The organism is Streptosporangium subroseum, assembly GCF_900188345.1.
Lineage (GTDB): Bacteria > Actinomycetota > Actinomycetes > Streptosporangiales > Streptosporangiaceae > Streptosporangium > Streptosporangium subroseum.
This window is the reverse complement of sequence record NZ_FZOD01000004.1, coordinates 293,555-311,902: the sequence shown is the minus strand read 5'-3', so window position 1 is coordinate 311,902 and position 18,348 is coordinate 293,555. Positions and strand designations below refer to the sequence as shown.

The 18,348-nt window shown below is 70.0% G+C and carries 14 protein-coding genes; 11 read left to right on the top strand and 3 right to left on the bottom strand.

What is annotated here, in order from left to right:
• Positions 1–6: 6 nt before the first annotated feature.
• Positions 7–3,366 carry a P-loop NTPase fold protein gene (locus CHC08_RS06580; RefSeq protein ID WP_143653125.1) on the bottom strand — a complete coding sequence of 1,120 codons (3,360 nt, stop codon included), beginning with the start codon at positions 3,364–3,366 and terminating at the stop codon, positions 7–9.
• A 205-nt stretch (positions 3,367–3,571) separates the two neighbouring features.
• Here CHC08_RS06580 and CHC08_RS06570 point away from each other — a divergent pair, with 205 nt between their 5' ends.
• On the top strand, positions 3,572–4,705 hold the full coding sequence (locus CHC08_RS06570) for an alkaline phosphatase PhoX (RefSeq protein WP_089206235.1): 1,134 nt from the start codon (positions 3,572–3,574) through the stop codon (positions 4,703–4,705).
• Positions 4,706–4,738: 33 nt separating this feature from the next.
• Here the strand turns inward: CHC08_RS06570 and CHC08_RS06565 are convergent, their stop codons facing one another.
• A complete protein-coding gene (locus CHC08_RS06565; RefSeq protein WP_179281914.1) occupies positions 4,739–5,638 on the bottom strand; it encodes a bifunctional helix-turn-helix transcriptional regulator/GNAT family N-acetyltransferase in 900 nt (299 codons plus the stop codon).
• A gap of 204 nt (positions 5,639–5,842) precedes the next feature.
• Between CHC08_RS06565 and CHC08_RS06560 the strand changes: the two genes are divergently transcribed.
• The 7 genes from CHC08_RS06560 to thiI all read left to right on the top strand — a co-directional run bounded on the left by CHC08_RS06560 (position 5,843) and on the right by thiI (position 14,728).
• Positions 5,843–6,787 (top strand): lactonase family protein, encoded by a 945-nt coding sequence (locus tag CHC08_RS06560; protein ID WP_179281913.1) that lies wholly within the window; start codon positions 5,843–5,845, stop codon positions 6,785–6,787.
• Between the two features lie 117 nt (positions 6,788–6,904).
• Complete coding sequence (locus CHC08_RS06555; RefSeq protein WP_218825141.1) at positions 6,905–8,416, top strand: N,N-dimethylformamidase beta subunit family domain-containing protein; 1,512 nt, start codon at positions 6,905–6,907, stop codon at positions 8,414–8,416.
• A 276-nt stretch (positions 8,417–8,692) separates the two neighbouring features.
• A complete protein-coding gene (locus CHC08_RS06550) occupies positions 8,693–9,718 on the top strand; it encodes a 6-phosphofructokinase (protein WP_089206233.1) in 1,026 nt (341 codons plus the stop codon).
• Positions 9,719–9,939: 221 nt separating this feature from the next.
• Positions 9,940–11,049 (top strand): MacS family sensor histidine kinase, encoded by a 1,110-nt coding sequence (macS, locus tag CHC08_RS06545; RefSeq protein WP_089206232.1) that lies wholly within the window; start codon positions 9,940–9,942, stop codon positions 11,047–11,049.
• A gap of 22 nt (positions 11,050–11,071) precedes the next feature.
• Complete coding sequence (locus CHC08_RS06540; protein ID WP_218825145.1) at positions 11,072–11,713, top strand: response regulator; 642 nt, start codon at positions 11,072–11,074, stop codon at positions 11,711–11,713.
• Between the two features lie 588 nt (positions 11,714–12,301).
• Positions 12,302–12,718 (top strand): hypothetical protein, encoded by a 417-nt coding sequence (locus tag CHC08_RS49345; protein ID WP_179281912.1) that lies wholly within the window; start codon positions 12,302–12,304, stop codon positions 12,716–12,718.
• Between the two features lie 807 nt (positions 12,719–13,525).
• On the top strand, positions 13,526–14,728 hold the full coding sequence (gene thiI, locus CHC08_RS06530; RefSeq protein ID WP_089206230.1) for a tRNA uracil 4-sulfurtransferase ThiI: 1,203 nt from the start codon (positions 13,526–13,528) through the stop codon (positions 14,726–14,728).
• Between the two features lie 102 nt (positions 14,729–14,830).
• Here the strand turns inward: thiI and aroF are convergent, their stop codons facing one another.
• Positions 14,831–15,868, bottom strand: coding sequence for a 3-deoxy-7-phosphoheptulonate synthase (aroF, locus tag CHC08_RS06525; RefSeq protein WP_089206229.1), 1,038 nt, complete (start codon positions 15,866–15,868; stop codon positions 14,831–14,833).
• A 338-nt stretch (positions 15,869–16,206) separates the two neighbouring features.
• Between aroF and CHC08_RS49340 the strand changes: the two genes are divergently transcribed.
• From CHC08_RS49340 to CHC08_RS06515, 3 genes are all read left to right on the top strand, one after another.
• Positions 16,207–16,365: a hypothetical protein gene (locus CHC08_RS49340; protein ID WP_179281911.1), complete on the top strand. Its 159-nt coding sequence runs from the start codon at positions 16,207–16,209 to the stop codon at positions 16,363–16,365.
• A gap of 94 nt (positions 16,366–16,459) precedes the next feature.
• The gene (locus CHC08_RS06520; protein ID WP_089206290.1) at positions 16,460–17,080 is read left to right on the top strand and encodes a molybdopterin-dependent oxidoreductase; all 621 of its coding nucleotides are present in this window, start codon (positions 16,460–16,462) and stop codon (positions 17,078–17,080) included.
• Between the two features lie 57 nt (positions 17,081–17,137).
• Positions 17,138–18,319, top strand: a complete 1,182-nt coding sequence (locus CHC08_RS06515) for a histidine kinase (RefSeq protein ID WP_089206289.1) — start codon at positions 17,138–17,140, stop codon at positions 18,317–18,319.
• The last annotated feature ends 29 nt before the right edge of the window (positions 18,320–18,348 follow it).

Here is an 18,348-nt window from a genome sequence, read left to right as displayed (position 1 = left end):
CGGTGCTCAGAGAAGGTGACGGGCCAGGGCGGCCACCGGGTAGGGGGTGGAGAGCAGGTCGCGCAGGCTGTCCAGGTGGGCGCTGCCCGGGACGTCCAGATCGGCCAGGCCCGTCTCGCGGACGGTCAGCTCCCAGATCCGGTCGTCGGCGGTGCCCGCGGCGTGTTCGAGCTCCTGGAGCACGGTTGTCTCGCCCCTCTCCTTGACCAGCAGTGACAGCAGGTGCGGCCAGTGGATGGTCAGCGCCGCGAGCTTGGCGACCTCGCCGTCCGAGGCGGGCGCCGCTCCGGCGAGCGTGCGGCGGTAGGTCAGGAAGGAGTAGAAGCGGAAGACGTTCACGTAGCGCTTGATCTCGCGAGGATTGAAGAACGTCAGGGCCGGAAGCACGAACTCGATCGCCCGGTAGGCGTTCTCGTCGCTGTAGAGGTCGTCGAAGACGTGGTCGGCGGCCTCGCGCGTCGCCGAGCACAGCCCGCCGATCGCGTCGGAACACTCGATGCCCAGGGCCTCCTGCGCCCGCCAGGCCACCTCGTCGAGGTTCGCCGCCGTCGGCTGCAGCGCCCAGATCGCGTCCTCCAGCCGGCTCACCTGCTCCGGATCCGCCTGCTCCATCGCATGCGACCCGCCCGCGGCGAGCGGTACGTCGGACGCCGGGCGCGGCCGACGTACGGCCCCGTGCCACCATCGCGTGCCTCCCTGCGACCGCCGTACCGCCCTGGGCGGCGGTGGCACGGCCTCGCGCGAGGGCGGAACGCTCCGGTACGGCGGCGGCACGGCCGCGGTCGCCGGCTGGGCACGCCCGCCTGACAGATCCCTCCCCGCGGCGCGGGGCGTCGCGGTCTCGGCGGCACCGACGCCGGCGGCCTCGGGCATGCCCAGCAGCGCGCGCACGAAGCCGGGCAGCCGGTCGGCGTCGTCCAGCAGCGGCACGCTCAGCGGCAGCTGCACGATCTTCTCCAGGAACCGCCAGCCCAGCCCCGCGCGCCCGTCGGCCCGCAGCGTCTCCATCAGCTCCGGATAGGCGGCCTCCACGTGCGCGACGACCACCTCCGGCTCCATGGCCAGCACGAACACGCAGTTCGGGAACTCCCCGGCGAGGAACAGGTTGATCGCCTCGATGACCTGGGCCACCGTCCCGGGCGAGCACCGGTCCAGGTCGTCCACGAACACCACCAGCGGCCGCTCCTCGGTGGCGACCAGATCGAGCACCTGCCGCATGTCGGTCTGCACCAGGTGCAGGAAGCCGGTCCTGGACCGGTAACCGGGGTTGATCGCGACCTCGGTGACGAACCCGTCCGCCGCGCCGGGGGCGAGCAGGTCCGGCTGGCGGACCAGCCCGTGGAACGCGTTGTCCGCCGACTCGCCGAAGAACCTCGCCAGCCGTACGGCGCCCGCTCCCACCACGGCCACCGACCCGGCGGCGCCGACGGCGGCGGCGGCGCCGTCGAGGAAGGCGCCGAACGCGGGCAGCAGCGCGGCGCCGGCGACCAGGGCGCAGGTGAGGACCAGGACGGCGACCAGGCTGAGCGCGACCGGCAGCAGGCGGGTCATCGCCAGGTGGTAGGCGCGCCGGCGGACCGCCTCCCTGTCGATCCTGGACAGGTTGAGCTCCAGCCAGAACCGTTCCCGCTCCGCGCGGGGCAGCCGTTCGGTGACCTGACTGATGATCTCGTGGGCGAGCCCGGCCCAGACCTGCTCGCCGTTCTGGTACATCCACGGGTTGAACCAGACCGTCGGCCGCCAGTCCGACCGTCGCAGGGGAAGGGCGCCCGGTTCCGCCTGCCCGGTGCTCCCCTCGGGTCGCCGCCCGGCTCTGGTCAGCACCTCGGCGTTGGTCAGGGCCTTGTCCGTGCGGGAGCCGGGGAGATGGATCGGGGCGGGCCGATCCCCGGCGGCCCCGGGGTCCAGCAGATCCTGGATCATCCGCATCAGGGAGGTCTTGCCCGCGCCCCACGGCCCCTTGACGCCGATCGTGAGCGGGGGCCGGGTCTCGTGGTGGCGGACGAAGGCGGCGATGGCCTCGGCGTAGACCCGGTGCCCGAGCTGGTCCTCGGTGGTCCACCGGTCGGCGGTGAGCCTGGCCCGTGGCCGTACGGTGCGCAGCCCGGCCCGCCGGCGGCGGAGCACCGCGGAGGTCTGGGCCCGCTCCGCCGCCGACAGCCGCGAGTAGCCGAAGGCCCGCACGTCCGGGTGGACGAACATGGTCGTCTCGCCGAGCAGCCCCCACTGCCTGAGCTCGCCCGCGTCGCCGAGGACCTCGTCGATCGACTCGTCCTCGTCGAGGAGAGACGCCTTGCGCAGCAGCTCCCTGGCCGGTTCGCTCAGGTGGAGCTCGTAGACCCGCCGGACGATCTCGGTGCCGGAGGCGTGGGGAGCGGAGTCGCCGAGCCTGGACAGGAGGTGGGCGAAGGCGGCGTGAGCCGGGGCGGACGGGTCCCAGGCCGGGGTCAGGGCGACACCGGCGACGGCGCCGTAGGTGATCAGGATGGGGGTGCGGGCGGCCGAGGCCGCCGCGTAGTGGTGGAGCGCGTAGGCGTGCAGGTCGCCGATGGTGATCGTCCCGTCCCCGTCGAGATCGGCGGCCCGGGTGGCCAGGCCTTCCGCGAGGACGTCGGTCAGGGTGCGTACGGGGCCGAGAAGCGTCTCGTCGAACCTCAGCGTCAGGGTCAGGGCCGCCGCCACCACCTGTGGCTCCCCGGCCACGGCCAGCTGCCGGACCGGCGTGGCGGAGTCGTCCAGGGCGCTCCAGCCGAAATCCATGATCAGTAGTACGGCCGCCGCCAGCGACTCGCCGACCTGCCGGCCGAACGCGCCGATCATCGATCCCAGCTGCCCGGAGGTCCAGCCGTTGTCGGCGGGCAGCCGGATCACCAGCAGATCCCCCTCCTCCGCCGACCGGAGGAAGTCCCACACCCGCTCGCCGTCGGCGCGCGCACCCTCGCTGCACTCGGAGTCGACGGTGAAGCCCTCGGCGCGGAGCGCGTTCGCCAGGCGCACGTCGGGGCGGGCGGCGAAGGGAGCGCCGGGCAGGCCCTCGAAGGACCAGGCGGGCAGCGGGGACGGCATCGAGGACCGGACCGGTCGCGAGGGCGAGGACGGCGCCGAGACCGACGACAGATTCGAGGGTGTGGTGGGGGACGGGGTCGAAAGCGGGATCGGAGACGGGTTCGAGGGCGAGGCCGGGACCGAGAGCGCGGCCGGGTCCGGGTCCGGCGGAGCCGGGGAGGGGCCGGGGGACGGGGCCGGGACGCAGGTCAGGGCCGAGATCGAGCCCGGGGCCGCGTCAAGGAAGACCAGGGCCCTGTGGGTGCCCGCCCCGGGGGCGGTCTCGAGGATTGGATGTGCGAACGCGAGTCCCTCGCTCAACGGTTCCCCCGGTCTGGCGACGGTGTGAAGTGTGGATCTCACTCTGAACGCCCCCGGCCCGGAAAATGGCGATCTTGGCAATAGGGCGACCTGTTTTGACGAACGTTTGTTCCTCGGTTTCCGCAAAATTTGTACCGGGGGCGTCCCGGCGTTCACATGAGTTGGATCGACTGGCGGCGTACCGTGAGGGCAACGAGGAGGCGCCATGCTTCGCCGTACGTTCGTGCGCACCGGGACCCTGGTCACCGGGGCGGCCTTCGCCGGATCACTCTGGCAGGGGGCCGCGCGCGCCACCGCGCCACGCGCGGGCAGCCCCTACGGCCCGCTCGGCTCACCCGACGCCAACGGTGTCGCGCTGCCGGCGAGGTTCACCGGCAGGATCGTCGCGCGCACCGGGCACCGGGTCGGCGGGGTGCTGTGGCACCCGGCCCCGGACGGCGGTGCGTGCTTCCCCGACGGCGACGGCTGGATCTACGTGTCCAACTCGGAGATCCCGCTGCTCGGCGGCGCGTCGGCCATCAGGTTCGGACCCGGCGGGGCAGTCCGCGGCGGTTACCGGATCCTCTCCGGCACCAACCTCAACTGCGCCGGAGGCCGCACCCCCTGGAACACCTGGCTGTCGTGCGAGGAGATCCTCCGCGGCCGGGTCTTCGAATGCGACCCCTACGGTTCGCGCGCCGCGATGCCGCGCCTGGCCATGGGCAGGTTCAAGCACGAGGCCGCGGCCTGCGACCCCGACCGGGAGGTCGTCTACCTCACCGAGGACGAGCCGGACGGTTGCTTCTACCGGTTCGTGCCGTCCCACTGGGGCGACCTGACGGCGGGCCGCCTGGAGGTGCTCTGCGCCCCGTCCGAGACCGGCGCGGTGACCTGGCGGCGGGTGCCCAACCCGAACGCGTTGCTGGAGGCGACCCGCCACCAGATCGACGGCGCCAGGCACTTCACCGGGGGAGAGGGCTGCCACTACGCGGAGGGGATCTGCTTCTTCACCACCAAGGGCGACAACCGGGTGTGGGCCTACGACGCGGAGAACGAGCGCCTGGAGATCGTCTACGACGCCGACTCCCCGCTGAACGGTGTGGACAACATCACCGGCACCCCTTCCGGCGACCTCTACATCGCCGAGGACGGTGGAAACATGGAGATCAACCTCATCACCGTCGACCGGGTCGTCACGCCGTTCCTCCGGATCACCGGGCACGCCAAGTCGGAGATCACCGGCCCGGCCTTCTCCCCGGACGGCAGCCGCCTCTACTTCTCGTCCCAGCGCGGGGCCCGCGGTGACGCGGCCGGCACCGACGGCGTCACCTACGAGATCACCGGTCCGTTCCGCCGCTGAGCGACGCGGAGCCGGAGATCACGAGGGGCGGGGTCACAGGTCGCGCGTCCAGGTCTCCTCGGTGAAACCCTCGCCTTCCTCCGTCCCGACCAGTTCGAAGCCCGCCGTCCGGTAGATGCGCCTGGCGCCCAGCAGCACGTCCCTGGTCCACAGCGTGATCCGCCGGTAGCCGGCGATCCTGGCGAAGCGCAGGCACTCCTCCACGAGCCGCCCGCCGATCCCCATGCCCCGGGCGGACGGCTCGACCAGGAGCAGCCGGAGCTGGGCCGTCTCGTCGTCCTTGCGCACGCAGAAGACGCACCCGGCCCGCTCTCCGTCCACCTCGGCGATCCACCCGGCCTCCCGCGAGGGATCGTGGCCGTCCACGTAGTCGGCCACGATCCGGGCCACCAGCGCCTCGAACTCCAGGCCCCAGCCGTACTCCTGGTTGTAGAGCAGGCCGTGCCGGTAGACGACCCAGCCAAGATCGCCCGGGCGCGGCGGACGGATGACGTACGGCCGCGCCTTCGGGCCCTCGCCGAGGATCTCCTGGATCGTCCCCATGCTCGCGATCAGCCGGCGCCGGTCCTCCTCGGTCACCCCGTCCAGCAGCTCCCGCACCTCCGTGGCCGCGTGCTCGTCGAGGGTGGCGAACACGGCCCTGCCCGCCTCGGTCAGCCCGATCACCTGGCGCCGCGCGTCGGAGACGGACCGCTCGCGCACGACCAGCCCGTCCGTCTCGAACCGGCCGAGCATCCGGCTGAGGTATCCGGCGTCGAGCCCGAGCAGCCGCCGCAGCTCGCCGGCCTCCATCAGGTCCCGCCGATCCAGCTCGAACAGCACCCTCACCTCGGTCAGCGAGTAGGGGGCGTCCAGGACGTTCTGGTGAAGCACCCCGATGACACCGGTGTAGAAGCGGTTGAAAGCGCGGATCTCCGCCACCTGGTTTTCCATGCTTGACAGGATCAATGATTTCGTTGACTGAGTCAACGAAATATTCTCCGATCGTTCCAGCCGACGCGCATTCCGTTTCCGGGGGTCTCAGGGGGGCAGCCGGTGCCCGGCCGTCGTTCGGCTGCGCTAACTTCGCAGACTGGCTGAGAACAGATGATGAGCTGAGGGCGACGCATGTCGGCCTCCAGGACGGTTGGGAGCACGATGGCCGAGGTCGCGTACATCGGTGGATACACGCCGGATACCGGTGGGTCCGGGACAGGGATCACCCTGGTGGAGTTGGGGAGCCTCACACGGCTCGGCGAGACGGCGGCCTCGGGCCCGTCCTTCCTCGCCGCGCACCCCCTGCTCCCGGTCATATACGCCGTGGGGGAGAGCGAGCAGGGCACGGTCGGTGTTTTCGCGCGGGCCGCCGACGGCGCGCTGAGCCCGCTCGCCCAGCGGCCCAGCGGGGGGTCGTTCCCCTGCCACGTGGCCGTCGACCCGACCGGCACGCTGCTCGCCGTGGCCAACTACGGCGACGGCACGGTCAGCGTGCACGGTATCGACGAGTCCGGGCTCCTCACCGACGTGTGGACCTTCTCCCACGGGGAGCCCACCCACGCCCACCAGACGGTCTTCGGCCCCGACGGCGTGATGTACGTGAGCGACCTGGGCGCCGACGAGGTGCGCCGCTATCTGGTCACGGACCAGGTGGTGCCGCATCCCGACGGTCCGGTACGGCTCGCGGCCGGCATGGGTCCCCGGCACATGGCCAGGAGAGGGGACCATTGGTACGTGGCGGGGGAGCTGGACGGCACGGTCCGCGTGTACGACGCCGGATGGCGTGAGATCAGTGCCGTCGAGGCCAGCGGCGCCGAGGGGAAGAACCAGCCCTCGCACCTGGAGGTGTCGGGGGAGTTCGTCTATGTCGCCAACCGGGGCCCCGACACGATCTCGGTCTTCTCGGGACCCGGCCTGGAGAGGGTCGCGGAGGTTCCCTGCGGCGGTGACTGGCCGCGGCACTTCGCCGTCGCGGACGGCCGGATGTACGTGGCCAATCAGCGCTCGGACGGCGTCGCCGTACTGCTCATGAAGGACGGGATCCCGCGGGTCGGCGGGGAGGTGTTCGCGGTCGGCTCGCCCTCGTGCGTGCTGCCGCTGTCCTGACGCCGGGATCCGGCCGAAGGCCCTGACACCGTCGGGAAGCCGTTCCGATATCAAGATCCGTCCAAAATCCCGTGGCTCCGCGCGGGGCAGGCCTCTCACCCGGACATGCTGCTGTCCATGCGTCGAATGTCCGCGTATCTGGCCGCCCTGGCGGTGACCTCGCTGGTCGCCGGATGCGCGGTCCTCCCTCGCGCGGGCGGGCTTCCCAGCCCGCCCGCCACCCCGGCCGCGGTTCCGTCCACGGCTCGGGCCGCGCCGGCCGGCTCCCCCACCTCGGTGGAGAACGCCAGGAAGGGCAACCCGCGCTGGCGGACGCGCAGGCCGGGCGCGGAGCACGAGATCGAGGGCTTCGCCGACCGGGTGAGCGTGCTGCCGGGGGAGAGCTTCCGGCTCTACGTCTCGACCACGGCCGCCCGCTACACCGTGCGGGCCTTCCGGGTGGGCTGGTATGGCGGAGCCGGAGCCAGGAAGGTGTGGGAGTCGGAGCCCCTGCCCGGCAGGCGGCAGGCCCCGCCCGAGACGATCGCCGCCACCCGCACGGTGACCGCCGCCCACTGGAAGCCCGGACCGGCCGTGGACACCTCCGGCTGGCCCGAGGGCTCCTACCTCCTCCGGCTGGACGCCGACACCGGAGCCGGGCGCTACGTCCCCGTCACCGTCAGATCCGCCTCCACCCGGGGCCGCCTGGTCGTCGTCAACGCGGTCACCACCTGGCAGGCCTACAACGACTGGGGCGGCCGCAGCCTTTACCGGGGGCCCGGCGGTTTCGAGGACAGATCCCGGGCGGTCAGCTTCGACCGTCCCTACGACACCTCGGGAGCCCGGCTCTTCCTGGACATGGAACGCGACGCCATCGAGGTCGCCGAACGCAGCGGCGTTCCGCTCGCCTACCTCACGAACCGGGAACTCGACGACGACCCGCACATCCTCGACGGCGCCACGGGGCTGATCTCGCTGGGCCACGACGAGTACTGGTCGGCGCACATGCGGCGCACCGTCGAGGCCGCTCGCGACCGGGGGACCAACCTCGCCTTCCTCGGCGCCAACGCCGTCTACTGGCGGATCCGCTTCGCCAGGACGCCGCTGGGCGCGGGCCGCCTGGTCGTCTGCGGCAAGGACGACGCCGAGGACCCCGGCACCCGCCTGTGGCGCGAGGACGAGCCGGAGAGCTCGCTGACCGGCCCGATGTACGACTGCTTTCCCGCCGAGGCCGCCTACGTGGTCTACGACCCCGGCCACTGGATCTTCAAGGGGACCGGGGTCAGGCGCGGCACCGCCTTCCCCGGCATGGCCGGGGTGGAGACGGACAAGGTCTTCTCCGGCGTACCCCGTCCGATGGAGATCCTGTCGATCTCCCCCCTCAACTGCGGCGGCAGGTCCACGATCGCGCACAGCGCCTACTACACCGTGCCCAGCGGCGCCGCGGTGTTCAGCTCGGGCACCATGCGCTGGGTGTGCGCGTTGCGCGGCGCCCGCTGCGGCCACGGCGTCACCGGCCACGCTGCGGCCTTCGTCCGCAGGGCCACCACGAACATCCTGCGGACCTTCGCCACCGGCCCCGCCGGGCGTCTCCACCCGGCCGAGGACAACCTCGAACCCCTGGGACTGGGCGGCCCGTGGGATGGTTGAACCAGGAGCGGGTCCGGTCCGTGATCTGGAACCGTCTGACCCATGAGACCGTTGGGTGCAGGAGCGGGATCGGTTTACGGTCACGACGAGCGCGGTGCCCACGTCGCTCCGGTATCCATTGCCGGAACCGACATGTGAGGGCTCATTCGGTTTGGTCTAGACCATTGGCCCGCTCTGGAGGCAGAATGCGTTGCGTCGGTGGCGGAAATCGCCCGCCGGACGCATCACCACGCTTACCCTTGCCGTCTTGCCTCGGAACCATTACCGGAGGATGCCATGCGTATCGGAGTGCTAACCGGGGGCGGCGACTGCCCCGGCCTGAACGCCGTTATCCGCGCCGTTGTGCGCAAAGGCGTGACCGTTCACGGACATGAGTTCGTTGGATTTCGTGACGGCTGGCGAGGTCCGCTCGAGGGCGACACCATGCAGCTGGACGTCCAGGCCGTGCGGGGCATCCTGCCGCGCGGCGGCACGATCCTCGGCTCGTCGCGGACCAACCCCATCAAGATCGACGGTGGCGTTGAGAAAATCAAGGAGAACCTGGCGCAGGGTGGGATCGACGCGCTGATCGCGATCGGCGGTGAAGACACCCTCGGGGTCGCCAAGCAGCTCTTCGACAAGGGCGTGAAGGTCGTCGGCGTGCCCAAGACGATCGACAACGATCTCAACGCGACCGACTACACCTTCGGGTTCGACACGGCCGTCAACATCGCCACCGAGGCGATCGACCGGCTGCACACCACCGCCGAGTCCCACCACCGCGCGCTGATCTGCGAGGTCATGGGCCGCCACGCGGGCTGGATCGCCCTGCACGCGGGCATGGCCGGCGGCGCCAACGTCATTCTCATCCCGGAGAAGCCCTTCGACATCGACAAGGTCTGCGCCTACGTCGAGTCCCGCTTCAAGACCCGGTACGCCCCGATCATCGTGGTCGCCGAGGGCGCCCACCCGATGGAGGGGCAGATGGCGCTGCAGGCGGGCGAGCTCGACTCCTTCGGACACGTGCGTCTGGGCGGGATCGGCGAGATGCTCGCCAAGGAGATCGAGAAGCGGACCGGCAAGGAGGCCCGGACCACCGTGCTCGGCCACATCCAGCGCGGCGGCACTCCCACGGCCTTCGACCGGGTGCTGGCCACCCGGTTCGGCCTGCAGGCCATCGACGCGGTCCACGACGGCGACTTCGGCGTCATGGTCGCGCTGCAGGGCACCGACATCGTGCGGGTCGGCCTCGACGAGGCGACGAAGGAGCTCAAGACCGTTCCGGTCAGCCGTTACGAGGAGGCCGAGGTCTTCTTCGGCTGACAGGCGTGAGGGGGCGCTCTCGAGGTCATGCCGGCAGGCACCTTGCGAGCGCCCGGTCCCATCCTCGGTGGCGCGGCGAGCGGCCGGCGGCCCGCACCTCCTCTCCGGTACGGCTCGCGTCTCGACGGAGTGGTCCGCGTGGCGCAAGCTGTACATCATCGGCCGGTCGAGCCGGACGGTGAGGGCCGCCTCGGCGCGCCGGAGGGCAGGATCGGCGGGTGATGGGGATCGACGGGTCGTTCTGGCGGGCGATCGCGGTCTTCCGCGTCGCATCCCTTGTGTACGCGGCGGTTCTGCTCGTCGGCGCCGGAGGATACGCGCGCCCGATGATCGGCTTGCTGGTGATCGGCGTCATGGCGCTGTGGACCGTGGCGACGATCTTCGCCTACTCCATCGAGGAGTTTCGCGGCTGGCCGCTGCTCGCCCTCGACATGCTCGTGACCCTGGGCTGCCTGCTCAGCACCCCGCTGGTGCAGGGCGTCTACCAGCAGGACAGCCTGCCGATCACCGCGACCTGGATGGGCGGTGCGGTGCTGGCGTGGGGCGTGCACGGCGGGCGGCGGGCGGGGGCCGCGGCGGCCCTGATCGTCTCACTGACCGACCTGTGGCTGCGCGGGGCCGGCGGGCTGGACTTCGAGAAGCTGCCGGTCAACGGCACCGTGCTGTTCTTCCTCGCCGGGGTGGTGGTCGGGCACGCCGCCCGGCTGACCAGGAAGGCGGAGGAGCGCGTGCAGCAGGCGATCGAGCTGGAGGCCGCCGGTCGCGAGCGGGAGCGGCTCGCCCGGGGCCTCCACGACTCGGTGCTCCAGGTGCTCGCCCTGGTCCAGCGGCGTGGCCAGGAGCTGGGCGGCGAGGCGGCCGAGCTGGGCAGGCTGGCGGGTGAGCAGGAGGCCGCGCTGCGCGAGCTGGTCAGGCTCCGGCCCGAACCGCCCGCCGCCGGCGTCGCCGACCTGCGCACCCTGCTGCAGAAGTACGGCTCGGCCTCCGTCACCGTCTCGGCTCCGGCGACCCCGCTGACCCTGCCCGCGGCCGTCGCGGGGGAGATGGCCGCGGCCGTCGGCGCCGCTCTGGACAACGTCACCCGCCACTGCGGGACGCAGGCCCCCGCCTGGATCTTCGCCGAGAGCGACGGCGGCGTGATCACCGTGACCGTCAGGGACGAGGGGCCGGGCATTTCCCCCGGCCGCCTGGAGGCCGCCGCGGCGGACGGCCGGCTCGGCGTCGCCCAGTCCATCCGGGGGCGCATCGCCGATCTGGGCGGTACGGTCACCGTGGTATCCGGTCCCGGCGGGGGCACCGAGGTCGAGATGTCGGTGCCGGCTGATCTTTAATCAGGGAGTTCGGATGCGCGTGATGGTGGTGGACGACCATCCGATGTGGAGGGACGGACTGGCCAGGGATCTGGCCGAGGCCGGCTATGAGGTCGTGGCCGCGGTCGGGGAGGGACGGCAGGCGGTCCGGGTAGCCGCGGCGGTCCGGCCCGAGCTGGTCGTGCTGGATCTGCAGCTGCCGGATCTGTCGGGGGTGGAGGTGGCCAGAAGGCTGGCGGCGTCGGACCCGCCTCCCCGGGTGCTCGTGCTGTCGGCCAGCGGAGAGCAGGACGACGTGCTGGCGGCGGTCAAGGCAGGCGCGTCAGGGTATCTGCTGAAATCCGCAAGCAAGGAGGAGTTCCTTGAGGCGGTGAGGCGCACCGCCGGGGGCGACGCGGTGTTCACTCCCGGGCTGGCGGGGCTCGTCCTGGGGGAGTATCGGAGGCTGGCGGCCCAGCCCGCTCCCGACGTGGCGCCACGCCTGACCGAGCGGGAGACGGAGGTGCTCCGCCTGGTCGCCAAGGGCCTGTCCTACAAGCAGATCGCCGAACGACTCGTGCTGTCTCATCGGACCGTGCAGAACCACGTCCAGAACACGCTGAACAAGCTGCAGCTCCACAACCGTGTCGAGCTCGTCCGCTACGCCATCGAGCAGGGACTCGACGAACCGCTCGGCGAGCCATAGGGGTCACGGGCTCGCTAAAGTGGCCGCTGGCGCCTTAGCTGAATCTGGCCGCGCTTTGTTGCGTTATGACGATCGAGATCTCGTTCGAGCCGACGCCGTCGTTTCCGGCCGCCCGGGCCGCCGCGAGAGTGCCGTGATCTTCCGTCGTTTCGCCTGATGGGCCGTGATGCCGATGGCCGACCATATGCGCCGGGTGCGAGTTGTACAGGTGACCTGCCGTCTCGCCGGAGTGCAAAAAGCGTTTGAGGAGTCCGGTGTTAACCGGATACGGCCCGCACACGGGATTCCGGTCGCATCGCAATAACCTCTGGAACATTCAACTTTGAGATTTGGATATCTCCGGGAAAACGGAGCGTCAAGGCGAATTAACTCAGGGTGATTAAATGCTCACTCTCGGTTTTTGCTGCAAATCCGAGAGTAATCTGACCGAACCGAGAGCTTTGCCTCCTTGATGCACCACCCCGGTGCCCTGCAACTAACGTGGAATTCATGTCCGGCTCCGTGCCGGCGTTCTTGCGATACCGATGCGGCGTTGTGCCGGTCCGGGTGTCGTGCGAAATCCAATCAAGATGACATGGGGTGTTCTACATGTCCAAGGTCAGAAACGCTCTCGCCGCCGGTGCAATGGTGGCCTCCGCCCTCGTCGTCCCCGTGACGATGCCGGCCCAGTCCGCCAGCGCTGGCACCCCGACCCAGGCATCCAGCGGCACGAACACGACCCTCGTCCAGAGGCCCTGCCGCAACGCCAGGAACCCCGACAGATGCAGGGAAAGAAGGAACAACAACAATAACAACAATAACAACAACGGAGGCCGCGGAAACAACAACAATAATAACAACAACAATAATGGAGGTCGCGGGAACAATAACAACAACAATAACAACAACAACGGCGGCGGAAACAACAACAACAACAATAACAACAACGGCGGCGGAGGAAACAACAACAACAATAACAACAACAATGGGGGCGGGAACAACAACAACAATAACAACAACAACTGATAATCCGCGGAACGGCCTGGATGCCCTTCTGGTCGGCCCCAGAGGTCTGGAGAGAGGGGCCGGGCCGCGAATCAGCGGTTGAGCTGAGACCGTCCGGTGTGAATCCGCCGAGATGGCCGGGCCGGAGGTGCGGTCCGTGAGATCCGTTCGGGGGTGCTCATGACCGCCGTCTGTGCCGCAACGCCGTCCGCAAAGACTCCCTGCGAAACCATTTCGGAATGGAAGTGACCTTCATTGCCGTCGGAGAATGAGCAGGCGTCCGGGAAGGGTGTCAGAGTCGAATCCGGCGTCGGCGTAATCGTCGAGGCCGGCGGCGGCCGCGTGAAGACGATCTCAGAGTCGGTGAAGGCGGTCCCGCGGACCCGATAGATCGTCGGGTGGGCACGGGGTCGTCACACATACAGCCATCACAGCCATCACAGCCAACACGGCAGAACGAGTGAACTTCGGCCTCGCCGACGAACAACAGTTCGTCGGCGGGGCTCTGCCGTGCGGCTGTGCGTTCGCGTCCCGCGTTTCCCGCGCATCCGCCCGAGGCCGGCTTCGAGGTCCTGGCCGCCGTGGGCGGGCGCGCGGCGGTCCGGATGGCCGTGATTCCTGGGGATTCCCGGGGGACCGTACGGACCGCGGCCAGACGTGCCGCTGCTCCGCGGGCGGGCGGAACTCCTCCGATGCGCCCCGGGCAAGGCTCCGGCGGGTCGCGGGGCCTACTAAAGTAACGAGGTCGAGACGTTGTCTTTAGGTGGTCCCGCGAGACACTTGACGATGGTTCCACTTTCCCCTCGAAGCTCCACCGGAGGTTGCACCATGACCATGTCCGCTCTGGGCGAGCCCTGTGTTCTGCTCAAACTGGGCGAGGTCGTCCTCAAGGGAAACAACCGAGAGCTCTTCGAGCAGAGGCTGCAGGCCAACCTCAAGGCCGCCCTGAAGGACATCGGCGTCAAGGTCGACGTGCGGCAGCGCCACGGAGTCATCGCGCTCTTCCTCCCCGAGGGCACCGGCGTCGAGATCGCCGACGCGGTCGCCGAGCGGGTCAGCCACGTCCCCGGGCTGATCTGGATCCACCGGGCCTGGAAGGTCGCCAAGGACCCCTCGACGATCACCAAGGCCGCGATCGAGCTGCTGGCCGACCGCGACGACGTCAAGCGCGGCGTCTCCTTCGCGGTCCGCTCCCGCCGCCGCGACAAGCGTTTCCCGCTGACCTCGATGCAACTGGACCGCTCGGTCGGCGGAGAGCTCAACGACATCTACGGCCTGCCGGTCGACCTGAAGAACCCCGAGCTCGTGGTCTCCATCGAGGTCGACCGCGACGAGGCGTTCGTCTTCACCGGCGGTCTGCCGGGCCAGGGCGGGCTGCCCGTCGGCAGCAGCGGCCGGGGCCTCGTCCTGATGTCCGGAGGCATCGACTCCCCGGTGGCGGCCTACCGGATGATGCGCCGCGGCATGCGGGTCGACTTCCTGCACTTCTCCGGCATCCCGTTCAGCACCTCCGAGTCCATTTACAAGGCGTACGCGCTGGTCCGGGCACTGGACAAGTTTCAGGGCAAGTCCCGGCTATGGGTCGTCCCCTTCGGCAAGGCGCAGCAGTCCATCAAGGCCTCCGGCCAGGAGCGCCTGGCGATCATCACTCAGCGCCGCCTGATGCTCAAGACCGCGGAGGAGGTCGCCCACCGCCTCCGCTCCGCGGCTCTGATCACGGGTGACTCCCTCGGCCAGGTGGCCTCCCAGACCCTGCAGAACATCACCGCCCAGGACGACGCGGTCGACCTGCCGATCCTGCGCCCGCTCATCGGCTTCGACAAGACCGAGATCATGGCGGAGGCCCGCCGCATCGGCACCCTGGAGATCTCCGAGCTTCCCGACGAGGACTGCTGCACCCTCCTCGCCCCCCGCCGCGTCGAGCTCGCCGCCAAGGTCGCGGATCTCAAGCAGATCGAGCGGCGCATGGACGCCGAAGATCTCGCCGTCCAGCTTGCCGGCTCCCTCCAGGAATACAAGCTGGAGGACTGAGAGCGGACCTTCCGGTACGGCAGGCGGTCTGTGGCGCCGGCCGTACCGGAAAAGCGTGGGTGCCAGTGGCGGATCGACGCGAGGCCGGGCACGGGGCGACGGTCAGGCGGGGGTCAGGGCGTCGCCGGCTGCGATCTTGCCCAGCAGCGGCGGGAACTCGCGCATCACGCGCGCCAGCTCGTCCAGGTCGCCGTCGACCAGCGCCTGGGGGCCGTCGCAGAGGGCCTGCTCCGGGTGGGGGTGAACGTCGATGATCACGCCGTCGGCGCCGACGGCGATGGCCGCCCGGGTGAGCGGCAGGACAAGATCGCGGTGGCCGCCGGAGTGGGACGGGTCGATGATGACCGGCAGGTGTGACAGCCGCTGGGCGACCGGGACCGCGGAGACGTCCAGGGTGTTGCGGGTGGCGGTCTCGAAGGTGCGGATGCCGCGCTCGCACAGCACGATGTCGAGATTGCCGCGCTGGGCGATGTACTCGGCGGCCATCAGCCACTCCTCGATGGTGGCGTTCATGCCGCGCTTGAGCATGACCGGCTTACCGATCCCGCCGACCGCCTGGAGCAGCGCGAAGTTCTGCGCGTTGCGGGTGCCGACCTGCAGCATGTCGGCGTAGGAGGCGACCAGTTCCACGTCGTGGGCGTCGACGACCTCGGTAACGATGGGCAGTCCGGTCTGCTCGCGCACGTCGGCGAGGATCCGCAGGCCCGCCTCGCCGAGACCCTGGAAGGCGTAGGGGGAGGTACGGGGCTTGTAGGCGCCGCCTCGCAGCAGGGTGGCCCCGGCGGCCCTGGCCATCTGGGCCGCCTCCAGCGTCTGCTGCGGGGTCTCCACCGCACACGGGCCGGCGATCAGCGTGACCGTGCCGGGGCCGATGGGCACGCCGCCGACCCGGACGGTGGAGCGCTCGGGATGGTTGTCCCGGCTCACCAGCTTGTAGGGCGCGGTCACCCGCATCACGTCGGCCACCCCGCGCATGCCGCGCAGGTTGAGCGTCGCGAACTGGGCGACGTCGCCGACCAGGCCGATGATCGTACGACTCACTCCCCGGCTGACGAAGGCGTCGCCGCCCGCCGTATCGATGATCTCCACGATCGCCTCGACGTCTTCCTGGGTGGCGTCGGGGCCCATGACGATGACCATGTCTCTCCTCTGGTGCTCGGTAGTCGATAGGGGGTTGGAAACGCAGAAGGCCCCGAGTCCGAAATCCGGACCCGGGGCCTTGAAGTTCGCCTGGCTGTCAGCGCAGCATCTGGGGGCGAACGGTCCGACCTACGGGTCCGTCGCCATACCAAAACCAGAACACAGTACGCATCGCGGGTAAGGATAGCGCACCGCGAGATCGTGCCCGTGACCTGGAGAGGGAGGGGGCCGTCAACCGGGTGCCCCAGGGCGACGCGGCGCGGTGCGTCGTCCGCCCAGGCGGAGCTGGGACGCTACCCTGAGGCCCGCCCGGTCGACGGTCGACGTGGGCGGCGGAGGTGGCGGCCGAGGGAGCGATCCCGGCGACCACGGCGATCACGGCGGAGGCGGCGGTGGCTGAGGCGGCGATCCCGGCGATCACGGCGATCATGGCGATCACGGCCGAGGCGGCGGTGGCCGGGCGTGACAGCCGGCCGGGCTCCGGAGCGGTGATCTGATCGGCGGGGAGCTTTATCCGGTGGCCGCCGGACCGGCGGAAAACTCGCGGTGGCAGGATTGCCCCGTGTTACCGGGGAAACGGCGAGGGGAGTGATGGTGGAGCAGTCCGAACCTCCACGGGAGGACACTCGTCTGCCTCCAGGCCAGTACGTCCCCCGAGGACGGCCGGTGATCCATTACGGCCGGGTGCCCACGTTCCGCCCGGCCACGTGGGAGTTGCACGTCATGGGGGCGACCGCTTCGGGTGAACAGCACCGGTTCACCTGGTCGCAGTTCTCCGAGCTGCCACGCACCACGATCCTGGCCGACTTCCACTGCGTCACGAAGTTCTCGATCATGGGAAACGAGTGGAGCGGGGTATCGGCGGCGACGTTGATGAAACTGGCCCCGCCCGCGCAGGACGTGAAGCACGTGATGATCTGGGCCGAGTACGGCTACAGCGCCAACGTGCGGATGAGCGACTTCGCCAGCAGCCAGACGATGTTCGTCCTGGAGCTCGACGAGAAGCCGCTGCCCCCCGAGCGGGGTTTCCCCGTCAGGCTGGTCGTCCCGCACCTGTATGCCTGGAAGAGCGTCAAATGGGTGCGCGCCGTGGAATACCTGCTGGAGGACAGGCGTGGCTTCTGGGAGGAGCGCGGCTACCACAACATCGCCGACCCCTGGCGCGAGCAGCGCTATTCCTATCAGGAGGAACCGGGCGAAGGGCCGCTGTGATCAGGGTTTTCCCCTGATTGTCCGGGGCGGTTGGCCGTGGTTGGCTACGGTTCCCCCATGTCGACCAGTGGCTGGATGCTGCTCTGCGTCACCGGCACCTTTCTCGGATTCATCCTGCCCCGCCGCCGGCCCGTGCTCTCCCGCCGTCCGGACGATCTGCCGGACGAGGCCACCTTCGTCACCCTGCACATCGCGGCGATGGCGGCTCCCTCGCTGCGAGCCGGGCTGACGCGCGACTCCGCGCGCAAGGCGGTCTGTCACCTGCGGATCCTGCTGGGCACCAGCGCCGTCGCGGTGTCGGACGCCGGCGGCGTGCTCGCCTGGGACGGTGGGGCGGACTGTCAGCGGGCCCACGCATCCGAGCACGCCCGGATCGCGCTCGCCTCGGGACGTCCGCACGTGGTCATCGGAGACGCCTTCACCTGCGACGCCCCGGGTTGCCCGATCCGGGGCGCGGTGGTCGTGCCCCTCGTCGTCGACGGGCGGGCGGTGGGCGCTCTGGCGGTCTATGACACCGCGTTGAGCGCGGTGCTGGTGCGGACCGTCACGGAGGTCGCCCGATGGGTCTCCGGTCAGCTGGAGCTGGCCGAGTTCGACTCCTCCCGGCGGCGTGCCATGGAGGCCGAGCTGCGGGCGTTGCGCGCGCAGATGTCCCCGCACTTCGTCTACAACGCGCTGACCACCATCGTCTCCTTCGTCCGCACCGACCCCGAGCGGGCCCGGGAGCTGCTGATGGACTTCGCCGACTTCACCAGATACGCGCTGAGCGGGGCACGGGACTTCACCACCCTGGCCGAGGAGCTCCACTGCGTGGACCGGTATCTGCTGCTGGAACGTGCCCGGTTCGGCGACCGCCTCCGCTTCACCGTCCGGGTGGCGCCGGAGGTGCTGTCGATGCCGGTGCCGTTCCTATTTCTGCAGCCGTTGGTGGAGAACGCCGTCAAGCACGGGGTCGGAGCCGCCACCGGACCCGGCGAGGTGCGGGTGGTGGTCGAGGACGCGGGTTCTGAGGCGCACATCAGCGTGGAGGACGACGGGCGGGGCATGTCGCCCGAACGGGCCAGGTCGCTGCTCGGCGGCGACTCCCGTCGCGGGCGGGGCGAGGGCGGAATCGGGCTGGCCAACGTCGACGCCCGGCTCCGCCAGATCTACGGCGAGGACTACGGTCTCGTCGTGGAGAGCGAGCTGGACGCGGGCACCAAGATAAACCTGCGAGTGCCCAAGATTCACCCTTGGTAATAGCTATTTGTAGTCAAACTATTACCTGA